The sequence below is a fragment of the Bradyrhizobium sp. CIR48 genome (assembly GCF_014198315.1).
Lineage (GTDB): Bacteria > Pseudomonadota > Alphaproteobacteria > Rhizobiales > Xanthobacteraceae > Bradyrhizobium.
On the sequence record NZ_JACIHG010000003.1, the window covers coordinates 405270 to 427360 of the forward strand.

22 protein-coding genes and 2 pseudogenes are annotated in these 22091 nt (G+C 57.5%); 13 read left to right on the top strand and 11 right to left on the bottom strand.

Features of this window, described 5'->3' with window-relative positions:
- The 4 genes from GGD66_RS11995 to GGD66_RS12010 form a co-directional block, all read right to left on the bottom strand.
- On the bottom strand, positions 1-1038 hold the full coding sequence (locus GGD66_RS11995) for a hypothetical protein (protein ID WP_183257854.1): 1038 nt from the start codon (positions 1036-1038) through the stop codon (positions 1-3).
- A gap of 126 nt (positions 1039-1164) precedes the next feature.
- Positions 1165-2127: a hypothetical protein gene (locus GGD66_RS12000; protein ID WP_183257855.1), complete on the bottom strand. Its 963-nt coding sequence runs from the start codon at positions 2125-2127 to the stop codon at positions 1165-1167.
- Positions 2128-2312: 185 nt separating this feature from the next.
- Entirely contained in the window at positions 2313-2864 is a 552-nt protein-coding gene (locus GGD66_RS12005) for an RNA polymerase sigma factor (RefSeq protein WP_183257856.1), read from the bottom strand.
- Positions 2861-4054 carry a hypothetical protein gene (locus GGD66_RS12010; RefSeq protein WP_183257857.1) on the bottom strand — a complete coding sequence of 398 codons (1194 nt, stop codon included), beginning with the start codon at positions 4052-4054 and terminating at the stop codon, positions 2861-2863. The genes GGD66_RS12005 and GGD66_RS12010 overlap by 4 nt, the downstream gene beginning before the upstream one ends.
- 139 nt (positions 4055-4193) lie before the next feature.
- Between GGD66_RS12010 and GGD66_RS12015 the strand changes: the two genes are divergently transcribed.
- The 3 genes from GGD66_RS12015 to GGD66_RS12025 all read left to right on the top strand — a co-directional run bounded on the left by GGD66_RS12015 (position 4194) and on the right by GGD66_RS12025 (position 7474).
- Positions 4194-5528 carry a metallophosphoesterase gene (locus GGD66_RS12015; RefSeq protein ID WP_183257858.1) on the top strand — a complete coding sequence of 445 codons (1335 nt, stop codon included), beginning with the start codon at positions 4194-4196 and terminating at the stop codon, positions 5526-5528.
- A 371-nt stretch (positions 5529-5899) separates the two neighbouring features.
- Positions 5900-6742, top strand: a complete 843-nt coding sequence (locus tag GGD66_RS12020) for an alpha/beta fold hydrolase (protein ID WP_183257859.1) — start codon at positions 5900-5902, stop codon at positions 6740-6742.
- Positions 6743-6766: 24 nt separating this feature from the next.
- On the top strand, positions 6767-7474 hold the full coding sequence (locus GGD66_RS12025) for a LuxR family transcriptional regulator (protein WP_183257860.1): 708 nt from the start codon (positions 6767-6769) through the stop codon (positions 7472-7474).
- A gap of 223 nt (positions 7475-7697) precedes the next feature.
- On the opposite strand, the gene GGD66_RS42020 is transcribed toward GGD66_RS12025, so the two are convergent.
- The 4 genes and pseudogenes from GGD66_RS42020 to GGD66_RS12040 all read right to left on the bottom strand — a co-directional run bounded on the left by GGD66_RS42020 (position 7698) and on the right by GGD66_RS12040 (position 9556).
- Positions 7698-8144: an aminotransferase class III-fold pyridoxal phosphate-dependent enzyme gene (locus tag GGD66_RS42020; protein ID WP_312014112.1), complete on the bottom strand. Its 447-nt coding sequence runs from the start codon at positions 8142-8144 to the stop codon at positions 7698-7700.
- Positions 8053-8418: pseudogene (locus GGD66_RS42405) on the bottom strand (aminotransferase class III-fold pyridoxal phosphate-dependent enzyme); the annotation flags it as partial. The gene GGD66_RS42020 and the pseudogene GGD66_RS42405, both read right to left, overlap by 92 nt.
- 323 nt (positions 8419-8741) lie before the next feature.
- Positions 8742-8936 carry a hypothetical protein gene (locus tag GGD66_RS12035; RefSeq protein ID WP_183257862.1) on the bottom strand — a complete coding sequence of 65 codons (195 nt, stop codon included), beginning with the start codon at positions 8934-8936 and terminating at the stop codon, positions 8742-8744.
- On the bottom strand, positions 8933-9556 hold the full coding sequence (locus GGD66_RS12040; protein WP_183257863.1) for an acyl-homoserine-lactone synthase: 624 nt from the start codon (positions 9554-9556) through the stop codon (positions 8933-8935). Before GGD66_RS12040 ends, GGD66_RS12035 begins: the two co-directional genes overlap by 4 nt.
- A 182-nt stretch (positions 9557-9738) precedes the next feature.
- Between GGD66_RS12040 and GGD66_RS12045 the strand changes: the two genes are divergently transcribed.
- From GGD66_RS12045 to GGD66_RS12055, 3 genes are read left to right on the top strand one after another with little or no spacing between them, the layout of a single operon-like run.
- The gene (locus tag GGD66_RS12045) at positions 9739-10152 is read left to right on the top strand and encodes a hypothetical protein (protein ID WP_183257864.1); all 414 of its coding nucleotides are present in this window, start codon (positions 9739-9741) and stop codon (positions 10150-10152) included.
- 12 nt (positions 10153-10164) lie between these two features.
- On the top strand, positions 10165-11466 hold the full coding sequence (locus tag GGD66_RS12050) for a hypothetical protein (RefSeq protein WP_183257865.1): 1302 nt from the start codon (positions 10165-10167) through the stop codon (positions 11464-11466).
- A gap of 27 nt (positions 11467-11493) precedes the next feature.
- On the top strand, positions 11494-12468 hold the full coding sequence (locus GGD66_RS12055) for a DUF3616 domain-containing protein (RefSeq protein WP_183257866.1): 975 nt from the start codon (positions 11494-11496) through the stop codon (positions 12466-12468).
- A gap of 27 nt (positions 12469-12495) precedes the next feature.
- Here the strand turns inward: GGD66_RS12055 and GGD66_RS12060 are convergent, their stop codons facing one another.
- Genes GGD66_RS12060 through GGD66_RS12070 form a run of 3 tightly spaced genes read right to left on the bottom strand, consistent with a single transcriptional unit; the run spans position 12496 to position 15217 of the window.
- The gene (locus GGD66_RS12060; RefSeq protein ID WP_183257867.1) at positions 12496-12684 is read right to left on the bottom strand and encodes a hypothetical protein; all 189 of its coding nucleotides are present in this window, start codon (positions 12682-12684) and stop codon (positions 12496-12498) included.
- A 16-nt stretch (positions 12685-12700) separates the two neighbouring features.
- Positions 12701-14074 (bottom strand): DUF2272 domain-containing protein, encoded by a 1374-nt coding sequence (locus tag GGD66_RS12065; RefSeq protein ID WP_183257868.1) that lies wholly within the window; start codon positions 14072-14074, stop codon positions 12701-12703.
- 18 nt (positions 14075-14092) lie between these two features.
- Positions 14093-15217 (bottom strand): hypothetical protein, encoded by a 1125-nt coding sequence (locus GGD66_RS12070; protein ID WP_183257869.1) that lies wholly within the window; start codon positions 15215-15217, stop codon positions 14093-14095.
- Between the two features lie 700 nt (positions 15218-15917).
- Here GGD66_RS12070 and GGD66_RS12075 point away from each other — a divergent pair.
- The 7 genes and pseudogenes from GGD66_RS12075 to GGD66_RS12100 all read left to right on the top strand — a co-directional run.
- Positions 15918-16181 carry a hypothetical protein gene (locus GGD66_RS12075; RefSeq protein ID WP_183257870.1) on the top strand — a complete coding sequence of 88 codons (264 nt, stop codon included), beginning with the start codon at positions 15918-15920 and terminating at the stop codon, positions 16179-16181.
- Positions 16178-16309, top strand: coding sequence for a hypothetical protein (locus tag GGD66_RS42025; protein WP_283814473.1), 132 nt, complete (start codon positions 16178-16180; stop codon positions 16307-16309). The genes GGD66_RS12075 and GGD66_RS42025 overlap by 4 nt, the downstream gene beginning before the upstream one ends.
- Positions 16310-17080: 771 nt before the next feature.
- Positions 17081-18199 carry a hypothetical protein gene (locus GGD66_RS12080; RefSeq protein WP_183257871.1) on the top strand — a complete coding sequence of 373 codons (1119 nt, stop codon included), beginning with the start codon at positions 17081-17083 and terminating at the stop codon, positions 18197-18199.
- A 702-nt stretch (positions 18200-18901) separates the two neighbouring features.
- Positions 18902-19345, top strand: coding sequence for an SET domain-containing protein (locus tag GGD66_RS12085; protein WP_183247681.1), 444 nt, complete (start codon positions 18902-18904; stop codon positions 19343-19345).
- Between the two features lie 402 nt (positions 19346-19747).
- Positions 19748-20299 (top strand): MarR family transcriptional regulator, encoded by a 552-nt coding sequence (locus GGD66_RS12090; protein ID WP_183257872.1) that lies wholly within the window; start codon positions 19748-19750, stop codon positions 20297-20299.
- Positions 20300-20990: 691 nt separating this feature from the next.
- On the top strand, positions 20991-21482 hold the full coding sequence (locus tag GGD66_RS12095; protein ID WP_183257873.1) for a hypothetical protein: 492 nt from the start codon (positions 20991-20993) through the stop codon (positions 21480-21482).
- 313 nt (positions 21483-21795) lie between these two features.
- A pseudogene (locus tag GGD66_RS12100) lies at positions 21796-21966 on the top strand (IS5/IS1182 family transposase); the annotation flags it as partial.
- Positions 21967-22091: the final 125 nt, after the last annotated feature.

Below are 22091 nucleotides of genomic sequence, written 5' to 3' on the forward strand. Positions count from 1 at the left end.
TCATCCCACGACCTCGATCAAATCGTTCAAACGTTTGCCTAATTCCCGCAGATCCGAGATCGGGTCTGCGAGGCCTTCCGCTATCTGGGTAAGGATGGCTTGCGCGTCCAGACCGCCAGCGGACCGAGCAACGAGATCGTTCACGAAATTGGTCACGAATGCTCGACTAAGACCGGGTATCGTCTCGTGCGCGATGCTGCCAGGAGGGACAGGAAGCGCCGTGTGATCGAAGTCCAACAGGATCAGTCGATGAAGGCGCCTCGCCACCCCGGAGGTGAGCACGTGCGCGAGCTTCACGATGAAAAGAAGGGTGTCTTGCCGCAATTCACCGTTGCTGAAACCGTCGAGAACGATCCAATGTTTAGAGCCGGAGTTTTTCGCCACTAGCGACACCCAATTGGCCAGCTCTTGTGTCCATCGCTCCAGGTTTGTCACACCTTGCTTGGGAATCAGCGAAGTGTCTCCTCCCATAAGGGTCACGATATCCCCAGCGAGTTCGGCGGGGCCGATGGAAGGGCCTTGCTCCGGCTTAAGTTCTACATGGCAGGAATTGATGATCTGATGCGTTCGGCAGACATGATCAATCAACTCGGTTGTATACGTCTTTCCTGCTCCTCGAGTGCCGTTGATGACGACGATTGGCTGACTCGGAAGGTCTTGTAGAAGGCTTCGCAGATATGCTCTTGCGGTTGGGCGTCCCAAGAAGGGGAGCCGTCCCAAAAGAACGGCTTCGAAGGGATCGGCGACGACGGAAGCGGGCGGTGGAAGCAGAATACGGTTGCATATGCTCTTAATGGTTTCGTCATTTGGAATTAGAATTGTGATAAACGTACAGAGGGTCGGCGGTGTGATGTTGTATCCGTCCTCCTCGCAGAGCGCGACTGCCTCCTTGACGAGGAGGTACGGCGGCTTCCCCTCATTAAGCCTGAGCTTGAGGGCTTGAGGCATGCCCGCGAGGAGCGTCATTCTCGCCGGAAGATTGGCTACGAGGTCGAGCAATCTGCCTTCGATGTATTCACGCTCCTGCGCGGTCAGCATTGCTGTACTTGTCCGCGCGGATAGAAAACCGGTCACACATCCGAATTACTACTTCTGAAAGGAAGGCCTTTGCCGGCGCAGTAAACGACGGCCCGCATTCATCGGGATCAAACTCAGTCTCGCACCTTACTTAGCTGCCGGCACGGCCGATATCTGCGACACATTGGACGAATTGTTCGGGACTAGCGCCATGACTTGGTCCCCGACCTTTATGGACGCATCCATCGCGCGCGCCGAGATCTTCATACTACCGTTCGACTTCGTACTGACTTCTAGAACATTGTTAACACGCTGTACCCGCCCCTCGTAAATCTTGGCGATCGGCATTGCATGAGAGTCGGCGGCCACGGCGACTTTGTTCCAGAGAACCGAGAACTCCGAATTGTGATCTTTCTTTACAATGACCCAGCCAGGCAAGGCACCAGGGGCCTCCTCGGTCAATTGGGCAGGAAGCGGGAGACGAGCGCTTGCGGCAATCTGCTTGACAAGCGACGCTTGTGTCGCCGTCATATCCTCGTACTGATCGGAAAAAGTGGCGTAGTCGCGTGCGATAAGAATCGTAAGTCCTGCGGCAAACACAACCACGATCGCCATCGCTCCACCAGGACGAACCGTGGGAGAAACGATGTAGCGGGAGGAAACGAACGCCACGGCGCAAAGCGCCGCGCTGCACAAGGCCAATTGGGCGAAAATCCGCAGGGCGCCATTTCGGACCAAAGCAGACAAAATGGCATCATTGAAGGCATACTGATACAAGACGAATGCGACGATGCTCGCCACCACGCCGGCACCGCCGTAGGAGACTGCCAGGAAAAAGCGGTTCGCGGTCGATGAGGCGGCCGCACGCTTCGGTTCTGAAGCCGCGGCTGCTTCAGTCTTGAGCACCTCCTTAAACCATGCCTCCGGAGGATTCGCCGCTTCCGCCAGGGCGCTGCACATCGGGCATTTCGACAGATGCTCCTGCTTCGCCGGAGAAAGATCGTCGGAGAAGATCTGCGCGATTTCGAGAGGGTCTAGGCACTCGGGCGTCGGATAGTTGGTTCTCGACGCGGCGAGAGCGTCGTGCTCGAGCATCTGGGAGACCGACATGCCGAGCTCGTCAGCGCGCCGCCGAAGGCGCACTTCCAGGCCAGAGGGAGCTACGATAGAATGTCGCGGCGCGGTCAGAGACGATGCAAAACTTCTGTCAACCATCGGAATTACTCAAAGTTGCGGGTTCATAAATAGACCGCTTCTCGACGTGAATTTTTACAGGCCAGATCGAAAAATTATTTCTAGTGTAATAACAAGAGCTTAGCTAGCTTTCGCCGAAGACGGTGCAGCTGCACTGCGGTATTTGAGTATGTTTGGCCGAGCGCCAATGCCGTCTCGGCAATAGTACGTCCCTGGACGAAATGCAGCAATAATTCGCTTTCCTCCGGACCCAAGGCGTCTTTCGTCAGCGCAACCGCCTCTCCGAAGATGATCCGTTCTTCGCTTGGCGTATCCGAAGCTAGATTAGGCTCGTGGAGATCGCTGAGCGCTCTGTCGCTTCGCATCAAACGCCGCCGCCGTTGCAGCAGGTCCGTAGAGACGTTTATCGCCACCCTCCAAACGTATGCTCGTAGCTGCGCAGCATTGGAAATCTCCGGGAACGGGCTGGTCCGTACGAGGCGCAGAAACACCTCCTGGGCGGCGTCTTCGGCTAGAGTGCGATCCCGGAGTCGACGCCAGACCACTGCAATGACGAACGGCCACAGCGCCCGGAAGAGCTTTCTCCAAGCGTCTTGGTCCTTCGGGTCCGAAGACAAAACTGCAAGCGCCCGGTCCAACACTTGATCGTTCATCGCCTCGTCCATTGCTGGCGGACAGCTGTTTCGACCAGACGAGCCATCGCCAAATGTGGATTGAGAGACTGTATCACCTTTTCGTTCTGTTCGTCCGACTTGAGTGATTCCTCGTGGGCAATTGCGATGTTCGGAAGAAACCTGTCGCTCACGAAATGGACAACGTCGTCGGCTAGCGCCATTTGCCCCCCGAAGCCGAGGTAGTTGTTCACCATCGTCTTGATCCACTGTCGCAAAGGTCGCTCGTCCGTCCAGTCGAATTCCCGATCGAGCACCGCTCCGGCCGCTTCGTCAGCTTCCGAAAAGCGGCCGGCCCTGAGTAGCTCCAGAATACGCTGCCCATGGCCCAGGAGGATTTGGTACTCGTAAATCGGAATATTCCAAAGAAACGGAAGCCAATAGCCTTGGATATATAGCCTGGCTTCGGATTCGCGGCCATCGATCAGATCCAGCGTCACGTTGTGTATGGGCGCGAATGCCTTCAGTCGGCATTGTTCGCAATATCCATCCGACCCGGCCGTATGGACGGCGTCTCCGTGATTAAATCCGTGACTTCCGGCGTCGCCCATGTCCTCGCAAAACAGCGGCAGCAGCCGGAACAACCGGGTAAGAAGATTCGCTCGGACTATTTCGCTTCGCACATTTATGTCCCGGGCCCGTCGCAAGATTTGGAGCCATGGATATTGCCGAGGTAGCGGCGCGCTTCTCATGATGGTGTTTCGTACTTTAACTCCACGCGGATCGCTCAGCGCCGCTCCGACCAGATACGACCCGAAACCGTTGGCAACGATGTGTGGCTGAACGTCTCCTTGATCCGTCATCCAGACGGCCATCACGTTCGCGCATGCGGCACGATAACGGCGGGCGAGCTGCACTCCGAGAGCCGCTGCCGCGACGGCCAGCGTAGCTGTGACGACGTAAAGCGGCCATTCGACCAAGAAGCTGGAGACTATTAATGCAAAGGCCGCTAGACAGCACCGGAGATCGATGATGATGTTCGGACGCCAAAGTCGGCCGCCAAGGTTCTTGTACGGAAAACCCCTGCAGACGAAATGCGGCTTCAGGACCCGGTGAATGGCGTCTTGCCAACTGCTTTTCTGAGCGGCGCTCGACACGGTAAGGACTAGCGGTTTCCAGCCCGACTGGGCGTCCTGCAGGATATCGTCGCCGTAGCTCTGATTAGTCGACATCTTCTGGAAATCACTTCGAGGTAGAACCCGATGACAAAGCGGTCAAACGACTCGACTGTCACCTAGGGAGATTACCGGGTGTCCGGCCCGTGCCACTGGCAGAAACTGCCGCTTGAACGATCAACGATGGAGAGATCTCGTGACGGATCAGATGCCGACCTTCCGCGACCATTTTCTGTCGATTTTCCAATCTGCCGCTGCTCAATACGAGCGGACGACTCAAACCGACGTCGTCGAGGAGGGCCTTGGGGAGGGGCAAAGTTTTGCGATGGCAGCGGCCGCGGTTGCAGCGCAACGAGTGCAGCAAACGGTCGAGCCCCACTCAGACGTGATCGAAGAGGGATTTGGCGATATCGCCAGAGTCTGCAGTGCGCTTGGTCTACGCTATCTTGAAGCCTTAGTTACGGGAGACGAAGCTGGCGCAGCCTTGCTAGCTGAACAGATGGAAGTCAGCACATGCGATCCGAAGTGGGGTCGGACACTTCGCGAATACAGTGAATATTTTGGTTGGGATGGCACACGACGCCAGATTCCATACCTCAAGCCCACAGAGGCCTCTCGTCCGATTGAGATCAAGACTGGCGCCACCATCGCGCTATTCGGCGACTGGGCCGCGGGGACCAAGACGGCACGCAAGACTCTGGAGTCGATCAGGGCGTTCTCTCCGGATATCCTCGTTCATCTGGGCGATATCTACTACTCGGGCACGGAGGCCGAATGCGCGGTCAATTTCGACGACGTAATCGAGGATGTGTTCGATCGGAAGAACAATCCACTTCCGGTCTTCACCTTGGCGGGCAACCACGACATGTACAGCGGAGGAATCGCCTACTACGATTTGATCAGAAGACTTAATCGAGGACGTCAATCGCAAATCAGTAGTTTTTTCTGCTTGAGGTCGTCGGATGCTCAATGGCAATTGCTTGCGATGGACACCGGACTGCACGACTACAGCCCTCTTTCGGTAGGAGATGCACTTACGTTCGTCGAGAAGGAGGAGCAAGCCTGGCTAGAAGCACGCGTGGCTGAATTTGATGGTAAGTCGATTCTGTTATCCCACCACCAGTTGTTCTCTGCATTCTCGAAGATAGGAAAGCCTGCCGCGGATGGCCGTCTTACGACCCACAATCCAAACCTGCTGTCGCTGTTCAAACGCCTGAAGTCGACAGGTCGCAGCATCTCAGCCTGGTTTTGGGGCCATGAGCATAATTTGTGCATCTATCAGCCCCACTTGGACCTCGAACGTGGCAGATGCATCGGACACGGTGCCGTGCCCATCTTCGAGGGTGAGAACCCGTATCAATTGCTGGAGGAAGGCGTCGATCCGCCGTTGCTGATCGAAGGAACGAAGCTCAAGGTGGAGCAAGGCGTCTACGAACACGGGTTTGCGATACTGAGGCTGGGCAAGAACGGCTCGCTCGCCAATGTCGATTATGTCGCAAACGGCCGGGTCATTTTCACCGAGAGCTTCTGATGGGCGAGGGCAATCGTCGAGTTCGGAAGCGACCTCAGAATGGCAGTGGTAGCTGGGAATCGAAACCTCCGAACAGGCCGTAGTCCTCGCTGCGACGGGGTGCGACGTTGGACAAGGCTACCTGTTCGGGCGCCCCGTTGAGCCGACAGCGGCATCTTCCATCATGCAGCGGATCGACTGCGATGCTTTCGCGCTGCAAGCTCGTCCCGCCGACCGCTACCGCCCGCCCACAGAGTGCCGGACGTCCGTATGCCCTCTAGCCCATTCGGGAACACCTCATAACATATTGACCGCGCAGGTTGTTGATGGCTTAATACGGGTAATATTTCCGTGCGAGTCATACTGGTTGCGTCGGTACTTGAGCTTTTCTGATGGCCGAGCGTCGTTCCTTGGCTCACAATATTCGTTTGCGTGAGCGCACAATTAGAGCCCACCGTTTGAGCGTCCTTACTGGATCGCCGGCGCGCGTGGGCGTGCTTCTTGTCCACGGCAATTCGTCGTCAAGTTCTGCATTTTATGCCCAGTTCGGCACATTGACGCGGATGGGTCTCGGCGTCGTCGCCCCTGACCTTCCCGGCCACGGACGATCGGCATGGTCGAATACCCCCCGATCCACGTATAGCTTTCCAGGGTACGCGCGCATCCTGCATGAGCTGATGGGCGAGCTCGGGTTCAAGACTTATCACATCGTCGGGTGGTCATTGGGTGGCCATATCGGCCTGGAGATGCTGGCCCGATATCGCGAGGTTCGTTCTCTTCTGCTCACCGGAACTCCGCCCGTGAGGCTCGATCCTGCCGGCATCAGTGCCGGATTTCGATGGACGCCATCAACCGCACTTGCTGGCCGACGCCACTTTTCCGACGACGATTGCCGCAGATACGTCCGTGCGATGATGGGCTGCCCGCGTGCTTCGGACCAGCATCTGGCTGCCGCGCTGCGCACCGATGGCAACGCCCGGAAGTGGATGGTCCAGAATGGCATGGCTGGGGTCGGCGTCGACGAGGTCGATACCGTCGAGACCGATGAGCGCCCGATCGCAATCGTTCAGGGTGTCCAAGACCCTTTTGTGAATCTCAATTACCTATCCAAGCTCAAGTACCGCAACCTCTGGACGAAGAAGCCAGTCTTGATCGACGCCGGGCACGCACCTCATTGGCAGGTTCCGACGACGTTCAACGAGCGAATGAAGGAGTTTCTGGTCCACGCTGGATAGGTGTCGTTGGAGATGGGGGGCGCCATGATCACGACTGTCGAAGACTTCATAGAACGGACTCAGCAGGCGAACAGCGAAGCCGAGCTGAAGAACCTATTCCTGCCTGTCATGCGGGCCGTCGGTTATGAGAACGCGGTTTTCGCACGGGCTCAAAACAAGCGCCTGATTTCCATTCCGTGGAGCGAGTTTCCACCTGGTTATCTCGACAACTACAAAGCCATGCAATGGGATAGGATCGACCCCGTGGTGCAGAAGATCCATTATGCGCGGGGGAGTTTTCGATGGTCGGACACCTGCGATCCCAAACAGATTTCGCGAACCGACCGGGACTTCTTCGAGTCTTGCCGCGAACTGGGTGTACATTCCGGGATCACCATACCGATGCGAGGCCCGGCCCGCGAGACGGACCTCATCAGCCTCAGTTTCCGCGAGAAGGGCGCCCCTGCCGACGAGAAAACAGGCTTCGTCTACATGGTCTGTGTGCAGTACTGGCTGAAGTACTGCGAGTTGGCCGACGGAAGGCGCAGCCTGGACGCCGGGCTGACCGCTCAAGAAGTCGAGTGTCTAAAGTGGTGTAAGGAAGGCAAGACGAACTGGGAGATTGGAGAGATCCTCAGTATCTCACAGAAGACGGTCGAATTCCACGTCGGCAACACGATGAAAAAGCTCGGGGCGAGTAATCGAATCACCGCCGTAATCATGGGGATCAAGAGCGGCATCATCCAGTTGTAGAGACGGCGCATGACCATGGGCTGTTATGGTTTCGTCGACCACTTCGCCCAACCGAGCCAATGCGCTCTTGAACAGCTCGGCCGGGATGTTGAGAGGCGCCATGACCATCAGGACCTCGTCTCTCGGGCCGCAGCACTCGACTATGATGCGGCGGCTCACTGCGAGGTCCCCGGTTTGCAGCGGCCGGATCGCTAAAGCTCAGGCCACGCATCATATCGCCCCCTTATACTCGACCCAAATACCGGTCGGCGGCCGCCTGGCACCATCTTTCAAGAATAGCTGCGGTTTGATCGATCTGCTGCCCAAAACCCTGAGTCCAAAGGTCCAGAGCTGCCGCTGCGGTCACGAACACGAGCGAATTTCCTCTGAACGTGCCGTTGTGCTCGCCGGTGTTCCAAACGTCGTGCTCCGGTTTCATCAACATCAGCGACATCGGTAGCCCGTATCCACTGATCAACTTCGCCAGACAGACAGTATCCGGAACTATGCTCGCCCGCTCGAAGCTGAAGAATTGCCCGGTTCGCCGCAGCCCGCCAAGATGTCGTCGACGATGAGGAGAGCGCCGAAGTCTTCGCGACGTTAGACAGGGTTTGCAACCACTCGTTCGAGGCGACGTTGAGCCCGCCCTCTCGCTGCACGGTCTCGACCGGGATCGCAGCAACCGGATCAATGCCCCCTAAAGCGTCCAATGTCATGTGGGGAAACCGCAATAGGTCACTCTCGCCCGCCCCAAGGTAGCCTTCGAACGGCAATCGGTGGATGCCGATTAGCAAGCCCTCTGCGCTTGTCCCGCAAAGCGCCGAGCGCGTCACTGTAGCGAGCGCATCGAAACGCCCATGAAACGCGTTTGAGAACGCAACGATTGTTCGTCGACCAGTGACCCTGCGCGCGAGCTTTATGGCAGCCTCAACGAAGTTCGTGCCCGTAGGGCCGGGAAATTGCATCCGGTAGCGTAGACCGTGGGGAGCGAGAACCGCGTTCTCAAGTTCGGTTATGAAGCGGAGTTTAGCATCGGTGTGGAAATCCAAATCCACCGCAATGCCATCAGCGAGTAGATACTCCACTCCCGCTCAGCGCAGATGCGGGTGATTATGACCATGATACAAGGGGCAGCACCCCGCTAACAGATCGACGTACTAGACGCCTGCCACATCCCATATCCTGGCGCCTTTGGCGGACCTGAGAAGAGCGGGCACCCTCCGGCAATACGAGCGCACCTGCGATGCGTAACTCGAGAAGAAGTTCCCATGCGAGAACGGCGCCTCTTTCATGCACTTGCCCTTCCGCGTTTTGCCTCCTCCTCGGCGCGAGCGATCGACGCCAAACGGTCGCGGAGCACGTGGATATCGGCAACGACGGAGTGGTACCCCGCGTCGCTTGCCACGCGCCCGAGATAGGTTAGAGCGTCAGCCATGTTCCGGGCGGTATGCTCTTCACTACCGCGGACGGTGAGCTCGGTCATGCCGCATGCCTCGTGAATTCGGCCCTTTCCCGCCCTAACACGGTGACGCCTATCGCCAACTTTTGGCAGTGCCACTCTGGTCGAATGCGATCGGTCGGCACGAAGAAGGCTCTCTCGAGTTCGCCCTCGATGATATGCTCCCTTCCCAACCACTCAATGCCGGACCGAAGGAAGTGCGCGAGTAGATGCTCGCGCGTAACTCCGATCATTCCGATGCCGCCGTTAATGCGCATGAACTCCTGGATCGCGCATAGGAGTTCCGGGAATATCCGCTGTCGCGTATTAGGGTTGACCGTCTTGTCGACGCATACGCGCGTTACCTCGAATACGGCCGGAGATGAGGGCAGATCTCCTTTCTCTACAAGATATGGCCAGTACTTCCGAAGCATGTAGGGACCAGTCGTACGCAACAGCCTGGCGAGCCCGCGAACCACCAGATTGTTGTCACGCCAGACCAAATAAATCGCCGCGGGCGTATCGAACTCGTCGAATTCGAGCCCATCCCAGTGAGTATGATCGAGACCTCTACGCTTGACGAAGACCTCGTACCTTAGCCGAGCTTGAGATGCGTACGCGTCTTGGAAGTGATGCGCCGTCGCTACTGAAAAGGCTTCGATCATCTCGATGCGCTCCGCACTGCGAGGGCATCGGAGCAAATAGGGCGGACGCGGTGTACTGGGGAACTCCCTAAGGTGGGGATAAAGAAGTGACGAATGCGACACTTCGTGCAGCTCCCGGGGTATTCCCTAGTATACTCGCGGTGCCGTTGGGCCAACATTTCCTCCGCAATGGAGGACGTTCGATGGGTAAGAAGGGAAAGAAGCTCAAGGTCGCTGCGGCAGCGGAGCCCGAGGCAGAATTCTTGGCAATGACCGGCGGGTTCATCTCGCGCGACGAAATCTACCATCGTTTGGAATGGTACTTCGATCACAGCCATAATCCCCGCGGTCCGCACACGATCGATCCAAATTCGCCGATCGACGCTTTCTTCCAGGGCATGGACCCCGCGACGGGGCGCAAAGTACTATGGGTCAACATCAACAAAATCAGCCCGACCTACGTCCCCGCCTGGCGTAGCGCTCTATTCCATGGCGTGCAGTTTCCGTGGACGTCGAAGCCCGATGTGGCCATTGGGCTACGAGACATTCAGTCGTTCGGGAATCTGATCGACTCCGCGGTCCTTACATATGAGCACTTCGGGTGGCGAGTAAGCTGAGGGGGCTTCAGCATGAAGCACATTATCTCGACCGCGTTTGCGATCGTCCTCACGTCGTCTTCGCTGGCGGCTGAAACGCTCTCCGCGGCGAAATACGATCGTAATAAAGACGGCGTATTGGACGAGCGTGAGGCATTGGTTTGGCGGCTGCACGTCCAAGATCCGATGCTCGCCAAGTACGATGTAAACCTGAACGGCAAACTGGACCCATCCGAAGCAGAAACGCTTAGGTTGGAAAACGAAGCGAGCTTCGGGACCAGATCGCGGTCGGTGGCGAATGACGTGTTGTTTTTCAAGGACCGAAAGATCGCCGATATCGACAAGGTGGCATCGACACGGCCGCCTCCTGCCGTTCCGGCGGACGTCAAGCCTCCGAAAGGCGGCTGCGAAGAGCAGCAAAGGCTGTTCATCCGCCGCGACAGGCTGGACACGTATCAATACCGGGAGGGAACGTTCGTCACGGGGTTTGTGCCGAGATCCAAAGCGAAGGGAGCCTCCGCCAGCTTTGCACATGACGATCTCGACCGCTCTCAATCCCTGACGGTCAACGGGCGCGTGTCGTACGTCCTGTCGCAAAATGACCCCATGAGCCCTTGTTTCACGGGTCTGCCGGACGATACGTACGCGAAGCGCGACTTCAACGTTCCGTCCTTGTTCGGGACGACGGTGGCGTTGTGGACGGATGCGCAAGGCACGATCAACGCCCCCAGGAGCAAAAGCGAAAAGAGCGCTGTGAAAACCGGCTTAGATGTGCAGGCTGCCATTGCCGGTGGGCCTCTATTCGATCTGCAATACGTGATCGCAAGCCCGTATGCGCAGACCGACTTTCGCGGTGAGGCACGAATATACGGTTTCACCGCCGCGTGGGAGCCTTTCGCTCCGAATGCTCGGTTGGGAGGGACGATCGGGGCACCCGCCACGAAATATCTCGACTGGTTCTGGCAACTTCGGGCCGAAGCGGACATCAAGCGTGTGGATGTGGTGGGCGCGACGGCACTGACCAGAGGCGATTATACCTGGGGCGGAGCAGTGGCCCGCCTCCATCTAACCCCGTTCCCCGATCGCAGCATCTACGACCCATTCGCCGAACCAGTCTTTGCGGACCTCATCGGCCGCTTTTACGCCGATGTGACGGTCAATTATCACCGCGAATTCAACCGCCGTATCGATGCCTTGCTGTGGGGAGTGGAGGTCGGCTTCAATATAACGCCCGACGGGGCGGCATCCGTCTCGGTCAGCTATACTGACGGCCTGGATAAGGACACGCTGATAAAGCAAAGACAGTATCTCGTTGCCTTGAACTACAAACTTTGAGCGCAGCCAAGCCATCAAGGAGAGAAAATGAGATTGATGTTCGTCGGTTTCCTTTGCGCCGTGAGTGCGATTTCAACCAAAGTTTTGGCAGCAGAAGCGGAAATCGTGACCTACAAGGAAATGTGCGACGCTTCTGCGGCGGTTGCGCTCGACAAGGACCATTTCGTTGTCGGAGACGACGAAATGAACACGCTTCGCATCTATAAGAGAGGGCAGTCGTCTTCAATCAAGCAGGTTGACCTGTCGAAATTCCTGGACACCAAGCCCGACAAGGAATCGGACCTTGAAGGTGCAGCGCGGATCGGAGACACGATATACTGGATCTCATCGCACGGCACGAACAAGGACGGAAAAGTCCAAGACCGACGGCGGAGGTTCTTTGCGACGACAGTTGACACGACCTCGTCACCGCCCGGCCTGAAGCCGATCGGTGCGGCCTATTCGAAACTGGTGGAGAATCTCTCATCGGACCCGCGCTTTGCGAAGTACAAGCTGGCCGAAGCCGCAAAGAAGCCACCGAAGACGAACGGCGCGTTCAACATCGAGGGATTGGCTGACGGCGGCAACAACAAGCTGCTCATTGGTTTCCGTAATCCACTCCCGGAAAACAAGGCACTGGTCGTTACGTTGGAAAACCCGACCGACCTAATCGAAGGAAAAGGCGAAGCCAAGTTCGGGAACCCGATCGAGTTGGACCTTAAGGGTCGCGGCGTACGTAGCATCGAAAAGGTGGGCGGTAGCTACCTGATCGTCGCGGGCCCTTACGACGGGAAAAAGGACTTCGTGCTGTTTCGATGGTCAGGCAAGGAGTCCGGTGAAGGCATTGAGAAGCTCGAGACTCCCGCCATGAACGCTCTTTTTCCGGAAGCCATGTTCGAGATTCCGGGGACCGGAGAAGTTCAGGTTCTCAGCGACGATGGGTCGCTCACGGTTGGTGCCGGGGAATGCAAGGATGCGCCGCGAAGCGAACAAGCATTTAGGAGCGTGATTTTGAAGCCCTGAGGCGCCGCGCCGGGAACAGGCGGAGCTTCACTTCGAAGTCTCGGGGCAGGGCGAACGTTCGGGCTCGTCAGGCAAGCCCACCTCTACGCGCTCTTTCATCGCGGCCACGTAGCTGCCATAACCAGGCATTGCCCTGCCGGTTGCAACTTCCGGCGAGGCGTCGACCTCCTTATGGTGTTCAACCAGCTGCTCTCCTAAATTTAGCGTCTTCTTCAAGTAACTAAGCTTCCGTCTAGAGCCTGCATCTCATGATCCCGAAGAGGTTTTCGCCCCCTTGATTGGTGGCTTCCAGGAATCCCGCATCGTTCAATCTCAAGGGACGCTTCGTAACCGAGTCCCCAACGTTACCGCCGACGATCTCTATCTGGTCGGCCCCGACCTCGATCACGACGTCGCAGTGACCTGGATAATCGCCGCCATTCTGGTGTTGGTAGTCAATCCCGTCGCGACGAGCCCAGCACACGAGATCGCCCACCTGCGGCTTCCACTCCCGGAGCTGGTAGCAGTAGAACCCAGCGTCTGGCTTACCTTGCAGCAGATCCTTGATGGCACGGAAAATATAGATCGAATGCTGCGGGCTGTAGTGAAAGCGGCTGCCGGCACCGGCTCTGCGCATCACCCAGGAGATGAAGGCCGCGGACCATGGTACGCTGTGATCTCGTCCGGTTAGAGTATCGTTGTTGACGCCGTACTTCCAATATTCGCCGACATACTGCCAATACGGCGTCTCACCCTCTTTGTGCCCGACATTGATCGCATGCCCGCGAATATCGTAGGTCTGCTCACCGAACCTCCGCCACTCGCCGAGCGCAATGGACGCCGCCCGGGCGCCGAAGCCAGCTGGTGCCACGGCGTCCATGGCCAGCCCATCGGCTTGCTGAACGGCGAATGCCGTAGAGGTGTCGGCGATAAGTTCGAGATTTGCACTCGCACGGCTGGCCAGTTGTTCGCGAACAGCATCTGGAGCCGGTCTATCGGACCAAACCCCTTTCGTCTTGCGCAGCCAGAAGCGGCGGTCTTCGATTCCGGTCTGTCCGCCGTTGATCGCGTAGGTGACGCCTACAATATCATCCGCATCCGCCAGTTGATTGCAGGATTTGCCGTGATAGCCGCTGGCGTTCCATTCGGCCGCTGCGATCTCCAAACAATGATCCCGGTGATATGCAAGTTCGGGATTCGCTTCGAGATCGATGCCGAGGTCCCGTCCGTATTTCGCATAGGCAGACCGTCCGGTCATTTGCAGAAGGCCACGTCCGCGGTATTTGAAACCGTCTCCCGGGCTGTCGTTCCCCAACCTATGTCCGTAAACGTACTCCCCGAGCTTCTCTTCGTTGTGCGCATATTGTTGCGCAATTTCCAATGTCGGAAAACGACGGGGCCAAACCTGCATCAGCCGGGAAGGCGAATACCAGAGGCTTTCCTTCTGGATCTTGAAACCACCGGTCTCTTGCAGCATCTGAGCAAAGAAATGCGCCAACCTCAACTGGTTTGCCGAAATTTCGTATTTTTCCAGCACGGTATTCGCGTCATTCGAGCGGAATGCGGCTGCGTATTCGTCGATCATGCGAGGCGCTAGGGACTGGACCTCGGCGTAGTCGATCTTCATGGCAATGACCTCCGGCTTTTATGCGTCTTGGTTTGCTTGAGCTCTCGAACTCATCGTCACTTCTCTTGCGCTCGACGGATCGCCACTCGGGTCAGGATTTGCTTGCGGCGGCGCGTCGTTTGAGGGACGGGCTTCGTTGTTGACAGGCTCGCTTGGCGAGGGAGACCGTTCCGGCGGAGTAGCAATCGGTGGCGTTTGAGGTGACGGCGGCCCCGTGAAGGCCGCCACGATGCGATCCAGAGCCGTGAACACGAGGTCTGCGCTGTATCCGGCGACGAAAGCGAGCGCGAAAGGCGACAGGGAGGCGGTGACCGAGGCCCCCGTCGAAGGTTGCAGTAGCCAGCCGGCTGCCAAGCCAGACAGCGCGCCAATCGGGACGCGCAAGGAAAACTTACGTTTGAGGACCGTCGCTTCCTCGACGAACGAGGTTTCGTCGGAGAGGCGCCGAAGCACGAAGGCGATCGCGCCAAGCATTCCGTAGAAAACCGGCAAGAGAAACCCGCCGACGAACGATGTGGCGAGGTCCAGCTGTACTTGCGCCACGACCTCCGCCTTGTCGCTGCTGTTATTGTCACCTGAGCCGAGCCCTATGATGCCCAGAAAGCCGGCCATCTTGCGTGGGATACCCATGAGATAGTCCGCAGCGTGGAGATACGTCTGCCGTTTGCCGACCAGCCCTTCGTTCTTGGCGGTTGCGACACCCGTTGGAGCAGGCGTTGGCGCTACGGAGGGAGTCGGTGCAGGTGCAGTTGCTGGTGCAGCAACGATGGCTGCTACTTCAGCGGCCTCGATGCTCTTGTTGACCTCCAACAACCCCTTCTGCACCGACAAAAACGCGGAGTAGTAAAGCTGCAAAAGCAGCAAGGCGGCGAGGATTACGTAAAAAAATCGGCGGTAGTGGTCCCTCGCCTCCTCCGGCGATTTGATCCTGGAGTTGAGCGCGCTGTAAGCGGCCCAGAACCGGGACTGGGTCTCGGCGCTTGACTGGACCAAGCTGCTCGTGGTTTGCACTGCAGTAATCGGGGTCGAAATGTGAGACGGAATTTCGAGGCCGCGCTCGGACAGCTTCCTCATCGACGCGTGTGCAGTCTCGACGGGACCTGCCGTCACCGCGGCGGTCTTGGTGGTCGGCCAAAGGCTCATCGCTCCGATCCAACGCTATTTGATCCAAGCACACTGCCTCAGGACGGCGCTTGGCTCTCCTAGGGACCATACTAGGTGCTTGTTGGTGGCGCGGCGGATAGCCGGGTGAGGGCTTCAGCGAAGCTGAAGCCAAGCTATGTGCGGGCCGCACGGCGTGGGGAGCGCCGCTTGTGGTTCGCCGGTGCGGGCTTTCCGGATTCCCGTATGGGATCCGGCCACTCACGCCGGCGATGCAGCCGGCCTGGATGTGGCGGGGATCGAGCCCTCGATCCCGTTCGCGCGCGGGATCTCACCCCCGTCTGGAGAAGGGGCGGCGCGAGCCACTCCCCTGTCGTGACGACGCTAGAGGTCGGCGACTTCTCAGCCATCCGATCGCGCCCCGTGGCGGGTGATCAAATCCCGTGTCAGTCACCGGCTTTCGACTTCGTCCGCCGCCACTTCTTTCGAGTCGTTCGTCTGGCCTGCGGCTACATGGCATCATTGTGCCTTTCAAGCCGGCGAAAGGTTCGATGAGCGCGGATCGCCTTGTAGATTCCCCCGCGCGAACTGGCGCACCGCTGAGTGCTGTCTAGCCGCGCGCGACATCGCGCACGACCACAAGCTGATCTAGCAGAAATGCGACGGACCATGCCTCTCAAACGCCGCAGAACGTCTTGGTTGCAATGTTAACATCCCTCGCCGATCGGCTGGGGGAACAAGCATGGTTAAAGCATTTCGCAATACCATCATGGCACTCACTTTTGTCGTCGTCGCCGGCAGTAACATAATTTGGAGTTTGCTGGATGACTACGTTGCCTGCGGCCTAGCGGTAGCCGCTTCAGTCACCGCCGGCTTTTGCGCCGAGCGCGCCTTCATTAAACGGTCCCATAGCGAAATGATCCGTCAACACGGCGCAGACTGGCAGGCTGGTAGCGAGCGCATAGAGTCTGGCGGACCAACCAGGACGGCGAAGGCAGAGAAATGACAATCGATCGGAATATCATCGAGAGCGGCACGAGGCGCGAGGAGCCCAAGCTGGAGATGCTCGATTGCCAAACGCCGTCGCGACAGTTGATTGCCCATGCATCGGCGATCGAGGCATTGCGCGCCTAGTACGCCATGCAGTCAACCGTTAATACCGTCGCGCTCTACGACGCCGCAGCAGCGCTGTTCGGCTCGGGTTTCGACCGGGCCGAATACCACGAGGTCGAGTGAATATATCTGATCTCGACGCGCTTGCAGTTGCGAAAGCGCGGGCCGAACTTCAGATTATCTTACGTCGACAGAACGGGTGAAAGCCTCTAATTCGATTGCTTCCGTAACGTCGTGAGGCGGCCACCATAAGTCGCTGCCTCACAATAGGCATGGGCCCGAAGAGGAAGGCGATCAGCCTGAAATTACTTTATGGCGCCCTAAAGGGGGAGGCCGCTCGATCGAAACAACACTCTGTCCACTCGACCGGCGTTTCGACAAAGATTCGGGGCATCGTAGAGATCGCGCGGGCGCGTTCGCTCGGCGAAAGCCGTGAGGTTTCCGCGAAGGCCTCAACGTAGTCGTAGGCCAGTACCTCGATGCCGTGATCATATCCAGCGAGTATTGTGGTCGTCCGATTTGAACACATGGCCGTAGCGGTCCTTGACCTAAAGACTGCTATAGCCGGCAAAAGGTCTGAACTGTTTTTAGTTCAGGTCGACCTCGATCCAGCAGGAAATTGAAATGCCGCAAGGCGTGCCACTTGAAGCGCAATCCGGCATCTTGCGCGTTTTTAGCGCAAAGTGTGGCGATGGGCAGGCCCATTTAGCTCACCGAATTCTCTGAGTGCGTCAGCTTGTCGACAGCTGATCCTAATAGAGCGAGAGCGACACACTCGAACCGAGGGCGGACATGGACCCATTTAACAGCATCAACCCATTCGACCCAGAGTTCGCTGCTTACAACGCCACGGTCCCGCAAGAGCAACAGCAGCAAGCGGATTTTGAGCCGTACTTGGATGAAGTGCCGCAAGCTGGTACCTCTGCGGTCGCAAAGGGTCCTGTTTTTCCTGATCCCAACTATCCACATCTGTCTGAGGAAGGCCTCAGACTCGCCAAGGCCTTGGGACTTGAGCACCAGAGGGCCGACGGTTCTCATCCCGAACACGCAGTCACCGGACGCGATGACGCCGCTGCCCCGATGGGTGAGGACTACACCGGCCAGTTGAGGCCTGCGAAGAGGCAGAGGACACTAAGCCAGACGGAAGGCGATGCCATTGAGCGCCAGCCCAGCGAGCCTAGCAATTCAGCCGCTCGCGAGCTGATTCAAGACATCGGCCTACCCTTTCGGGCCAGCGGTCCGTTGATCCTTCCTGCGGAAGGCTACGATCAGGATCTGCTGTGGGCGATGCTGGGAAACGCCGGCTTATCGTCGTCTCTCGAGCCAGCCGCCCCTCATGACCACGCCGTGGATCCAGGAGCGGCCGTTCGTTCCTTCAACTCGTCGCAGGACGACCAGCGCACGTCAGGCGCGCATGAGGGTAGCAGCGTCCCCCTGAGCCAGGATACCCCACCCGCTCCGTTCATAGTTCATAATGACCGCTTCACGGCGCTGTTCGTGCCCGCGGCGGCGATGAGGGGCAGATCTCCACTCAATCTGTCAGGCGCACCCATTCATTTCGCATCTCCAACGGAAAGCGTTTCGCAGCCGAGCGCACAGCCGGCGAATCGGCCCACGCCAACACTGCTTGCACAGACGATGGAGCAAGCAGCTCCCGCGTCCGCGAGAGCTGAGACGACGCCGCCCGCGGCCCGCGAGATTTACGCTGCATCATTCGCCGTTCCTGAGGCCTTTTCGCACGGGACCCAACCCGCCCCAATCACGATGATCTCAAAGCTCGGCCACTGGGGCCTCTTGCCGGACGCAGCGCAGCCGATGAAGCAATACGACATTCGCGGCGAGCGTTACACCGCCCTCTTAGGCCCGGGAGGGCCCAATGACGTTCGGCTCATCCATCACCCACAGAACTAGACACCAGGGACAGTCGCTACGTGAGGGTAGCTCAGGTAGCGGACATGTTGATGGACGATAGCTTGCTTCAGCGACTCTTGCGAGTTTAGTGGGGTCCAGGGCGGTGCGGATAAGCGCTGCCGGCCCCAACGAACTTGCGGGCGCCATCGCTTAGCGGCTCCTTGTTGAGCCGCCCAGCCGTGGCCCCTTCTTGTTTGTGAAGAGCGCGATCACGTTGCGGGCTGGTTGCGGCGAGGTGATAGTGCAGTAAAATCGAAGGCGACTGCCGCCCCCTCAGGGGCCGCTCGTCGCTATAATGTTTGCCCATGTCTCCACTTTCTTTCTGGCAAGGCGCAGGAACGAATGGGCATTGACGCAATCGGCCCCTGCTCTTGAAGGCCTTGATGAAGGCCTTGTCGGCGGCTTGCAGGGTCGCGAGAAAGTCTGGCATACCGCCGCGGTGAGAGTCCACAGGTCACGATCACTCGCCTCCTTGATCGGCGCGGATCTTTGCCCGGAATCCCTCCGACCTGCAGCCCCTTCCAGCATCACTACGATGGCGGTGCCGCGGAAGGCGATCCGGAGCATGCAGCTGAAACCAATCCCGAGGAACACCAAATTGTGATGAAGGCGCGGATAGACGACCTACCAATTCGTGCAGGAGATTTCGCAGCTCACGTCAGTTAGCTTGCTCGGTGTTAGTGACTTTGGGAGATTTCTTCGATGTTGATTGTTGAGACAATTTTGAAGCCAGACCAGTTTGGCGGTATTGGACTTTTCTCTGCGACTCGTTTGCCTAAAGGAGCGCTACTTTGGATTCACAACCCTATCGTTGACATTGCGGTGACGCGCGAGCAATACGAAGCTCTAGCTCCAACATTTCAAGCTCTACTTGATAAGCATGCCTATCCGAGAGACCACAAGGTTAACGACGGCGTCGTAGAGTATAATGCTGACAACGCTCGCTTCATGAATCACAGCAGCCATCCAAACACATATCAAGACGATCATTGCAGAATTTTCACAGCTCGTGACGTACAACCTGGTGAAGAACTAACTTGCGATTACTTGTCTTTCGATCCAGGGTGTGACTTATCGTGGAATAAGGAGCTATTGCCGATCTCCAGCTCCTGCTTTCGAAGTCTGGAGCCGGCTCCGACAGGTTGATCCTGCGGCGTACGCGTTGTTCTAGTGATTCAGTGAGCAGCTCTCGAACCTAAAAGTTCTCGCCGTCCAATCACGCGGCGGAGCAGTGTCGCCTTTTGAGCGGACTCGCGACGTTCAGGGCGTTTGACGCTGTAATCGCGTGCAAAAGCGCTTCGCGAAGCAGGAATTCTGCAATGAAAGTTGTATTTTGAGTGATTTTATCAGGGCGCGTGTGTGAAGCTGCTTTGGACCTAGGCTAGCTTCGGCACCGGACTGTCTGCAAGGAAGGTTGGCACGGAAGCGAGTTGGTCGGATTGCTTGTTGACCCGAGATTCGACGCTTCGAAGTAGGCGCATGTGTAGTCCCCGCCAACTGCGCTCTCTCGCCCGGAATAGTTTGAGGATGGAGGCTCCCTGAAATCTGATGCCGTCCAAGCTGCCAGGAACGAAAAGACGGCTCGGGAAGAGCCCTGCCGCGAGTCAGGATGTACTCAGGCGGTTCACGTGGGAGATCAGAGCCATTAATGTGTGTCTGGACGACCTTCGCTATTTCCAGGCGCATGCGCTGGGCCTTGCTTCACCACAAATGATGATCTTGATGGCGTTGATCGACTTAGAACAGGGCGACGGAGTTCCGGTCAACGTGGTTGCAAAGTTGATGAAGGTTGAGTCGGCCTTCATTACGAGGCATTCAAAACAGCTTGAAGATAAGCGATTTGTGCGACGTAAGCGCTGCGCGAACGATGCACGAATCGTCAACCTGTCGCTAACCGACAGCGCTCGCAGACAACTTGCGAGCATCGCGGCACAGCAGGAAGAACTCGATGAGTTTGTTTCTGGTTATCTCGATATTACGGACTTTGCAAAGCTGGCTAGTTGCCTTAGCGGGGTCAGGCAACGGCTGGAAAAGGCCCGCCTGCACGCCGCGTTAAAGATGCAAGAACCTTCAAGAGAGCAGCAGTTGCGGGACGCCTAGCGGGTCGACAAATTGAGACCACGAACCTACTCGCCGCGGTGATCACAACGAGCACACCCCGAATCCTGGATCAGGAGCTTGGATTTCCTCTGCCGCTCTGAACAGCTAGAGCCGGAGCCGAGTGACCAAATTCGGTGCTCCAAGCTATGGCTGTGCGCATGCTGAAGGAGCCATGCGCCGACAGAAGCTCCAACGCTGCGATTCACGTCGAATATAGCAATCGTTTCTGCATCTTGTTCCGTGAGACGATGATAAGCGATAACTCTGCGGCATTTGGCGCCGATCCTTTGCTCGGAGGCGCGGTATTTTACGAGCGCCGCCCCAGAGCGCTATGGGCCATTCTCGACCGCTCGTTGCGTCGTTCTCGGTTGCGCAGTTTGGACTAATCGAAAGAATGATTTCACCGTCTAATGTGAGGACAACTGACCGAGATGCGTTCATTTTGCACGAGGCAGCACCCTACACCGTTGCTTGATAGTTCTATTCTGTTAAGAACGCATTATTTGCAGCCAACCATGACGTGCTATCGAATTGCGGCGAGCTCCATCGTCGATGTCTTACAGCAGAGAAGCAGGGATTCCTGGACAACTGCCCCCGGCAGTCGGCCGGTTGAGAGTCATGGCGCTACGTGATCAAGCGCTCCTGAGCGGGGGCGCATTCTGTATTCTCGCGTTTTCATAGCAATTGTCACATGACTCCTATTGAATCAATCAAACATTGGTACGTGTCCCTGGACGACGAACTTCAGTCAGACATCGCGTATATGTTTGTATCTCTCACGCTCGGAGACTGCCAATTATCGCCTGCTGCAGCCGTTCGAAGACTGCTGCAATGGTTCGACCTGCGCAGCGCAGGCACGGAATATGAGGATGCGCTAGCCGCGGTCGTGTTTCGCGCCTCGTTCGAATACGTGTTTGCCGACCGCTTCACAGCCGCCGGGTGGACCTTTCCCGAACAATTGTTCAAAGACGTGATCCGCGAGGCTGCTGAAGGGAAAGAGGCAAGCAAGTTCGCAACGAGCGCATTTCGGTTGCTGCGTAACCTTCCGGACCGAAAAACGAAATGGAGAGAGGCAGGTGAGAATTGGAATGCCTTGGTCCACTCGGTACTCAACGACGATGCGCTGAAGCAATGGACCCACGAGCAATTCCTGGCGAGCGACTTCGGGCCGACGCAAGACTGAAAGTACCCGGAAATATTGCGAGAGCGTCGATTTGGAATGAAATGGGTGAGACCAGGCAGCGCGACGATTAGAACGGCAACTTCCAAAGAGAGTAGAAAAGCCACTAGAGAGCGCCCCAAAAGAGCACCGCCGCGACGGCGAAATAGTCGTCCGTGAACAAGGGTCTAAGCGATTGAGCGAGAGTCAAATTTTTCGGATCCGAGACGGCTTGAGATTGCAGGGATTGGGGGATAGAGGCGGTCAAACCCTGCAATTTTGTTTGTGGATTCCCTTTCGCCGTGGACCATGATTCTGTGGTGCACCGGAGGGAGCGATGCGTCCGAAGAAGCACAAGTCGACGGGATCGAACGATCTGTTCCGAGCGCGACTGGATCCGATCATCAACATGAAGCGAGAGCTGGTTCAGCTCGCCGGCAAGGTCGATTGGGACTGGATCGACTGCGAGGTCGCGCCGCTCTACAGCGAGAACGGTCGGCCCGGGATCGTGGCGCAGCCAGGTACGGCATGTTGGAATTGAACTGAAGTCACGATTGAAAAGCCTAGGCAAGGTGCAAATGTAGCAATGTAAGTTAGCGGGAGGTAGCGGCAGGCCCCGCGCCACGATCTGGT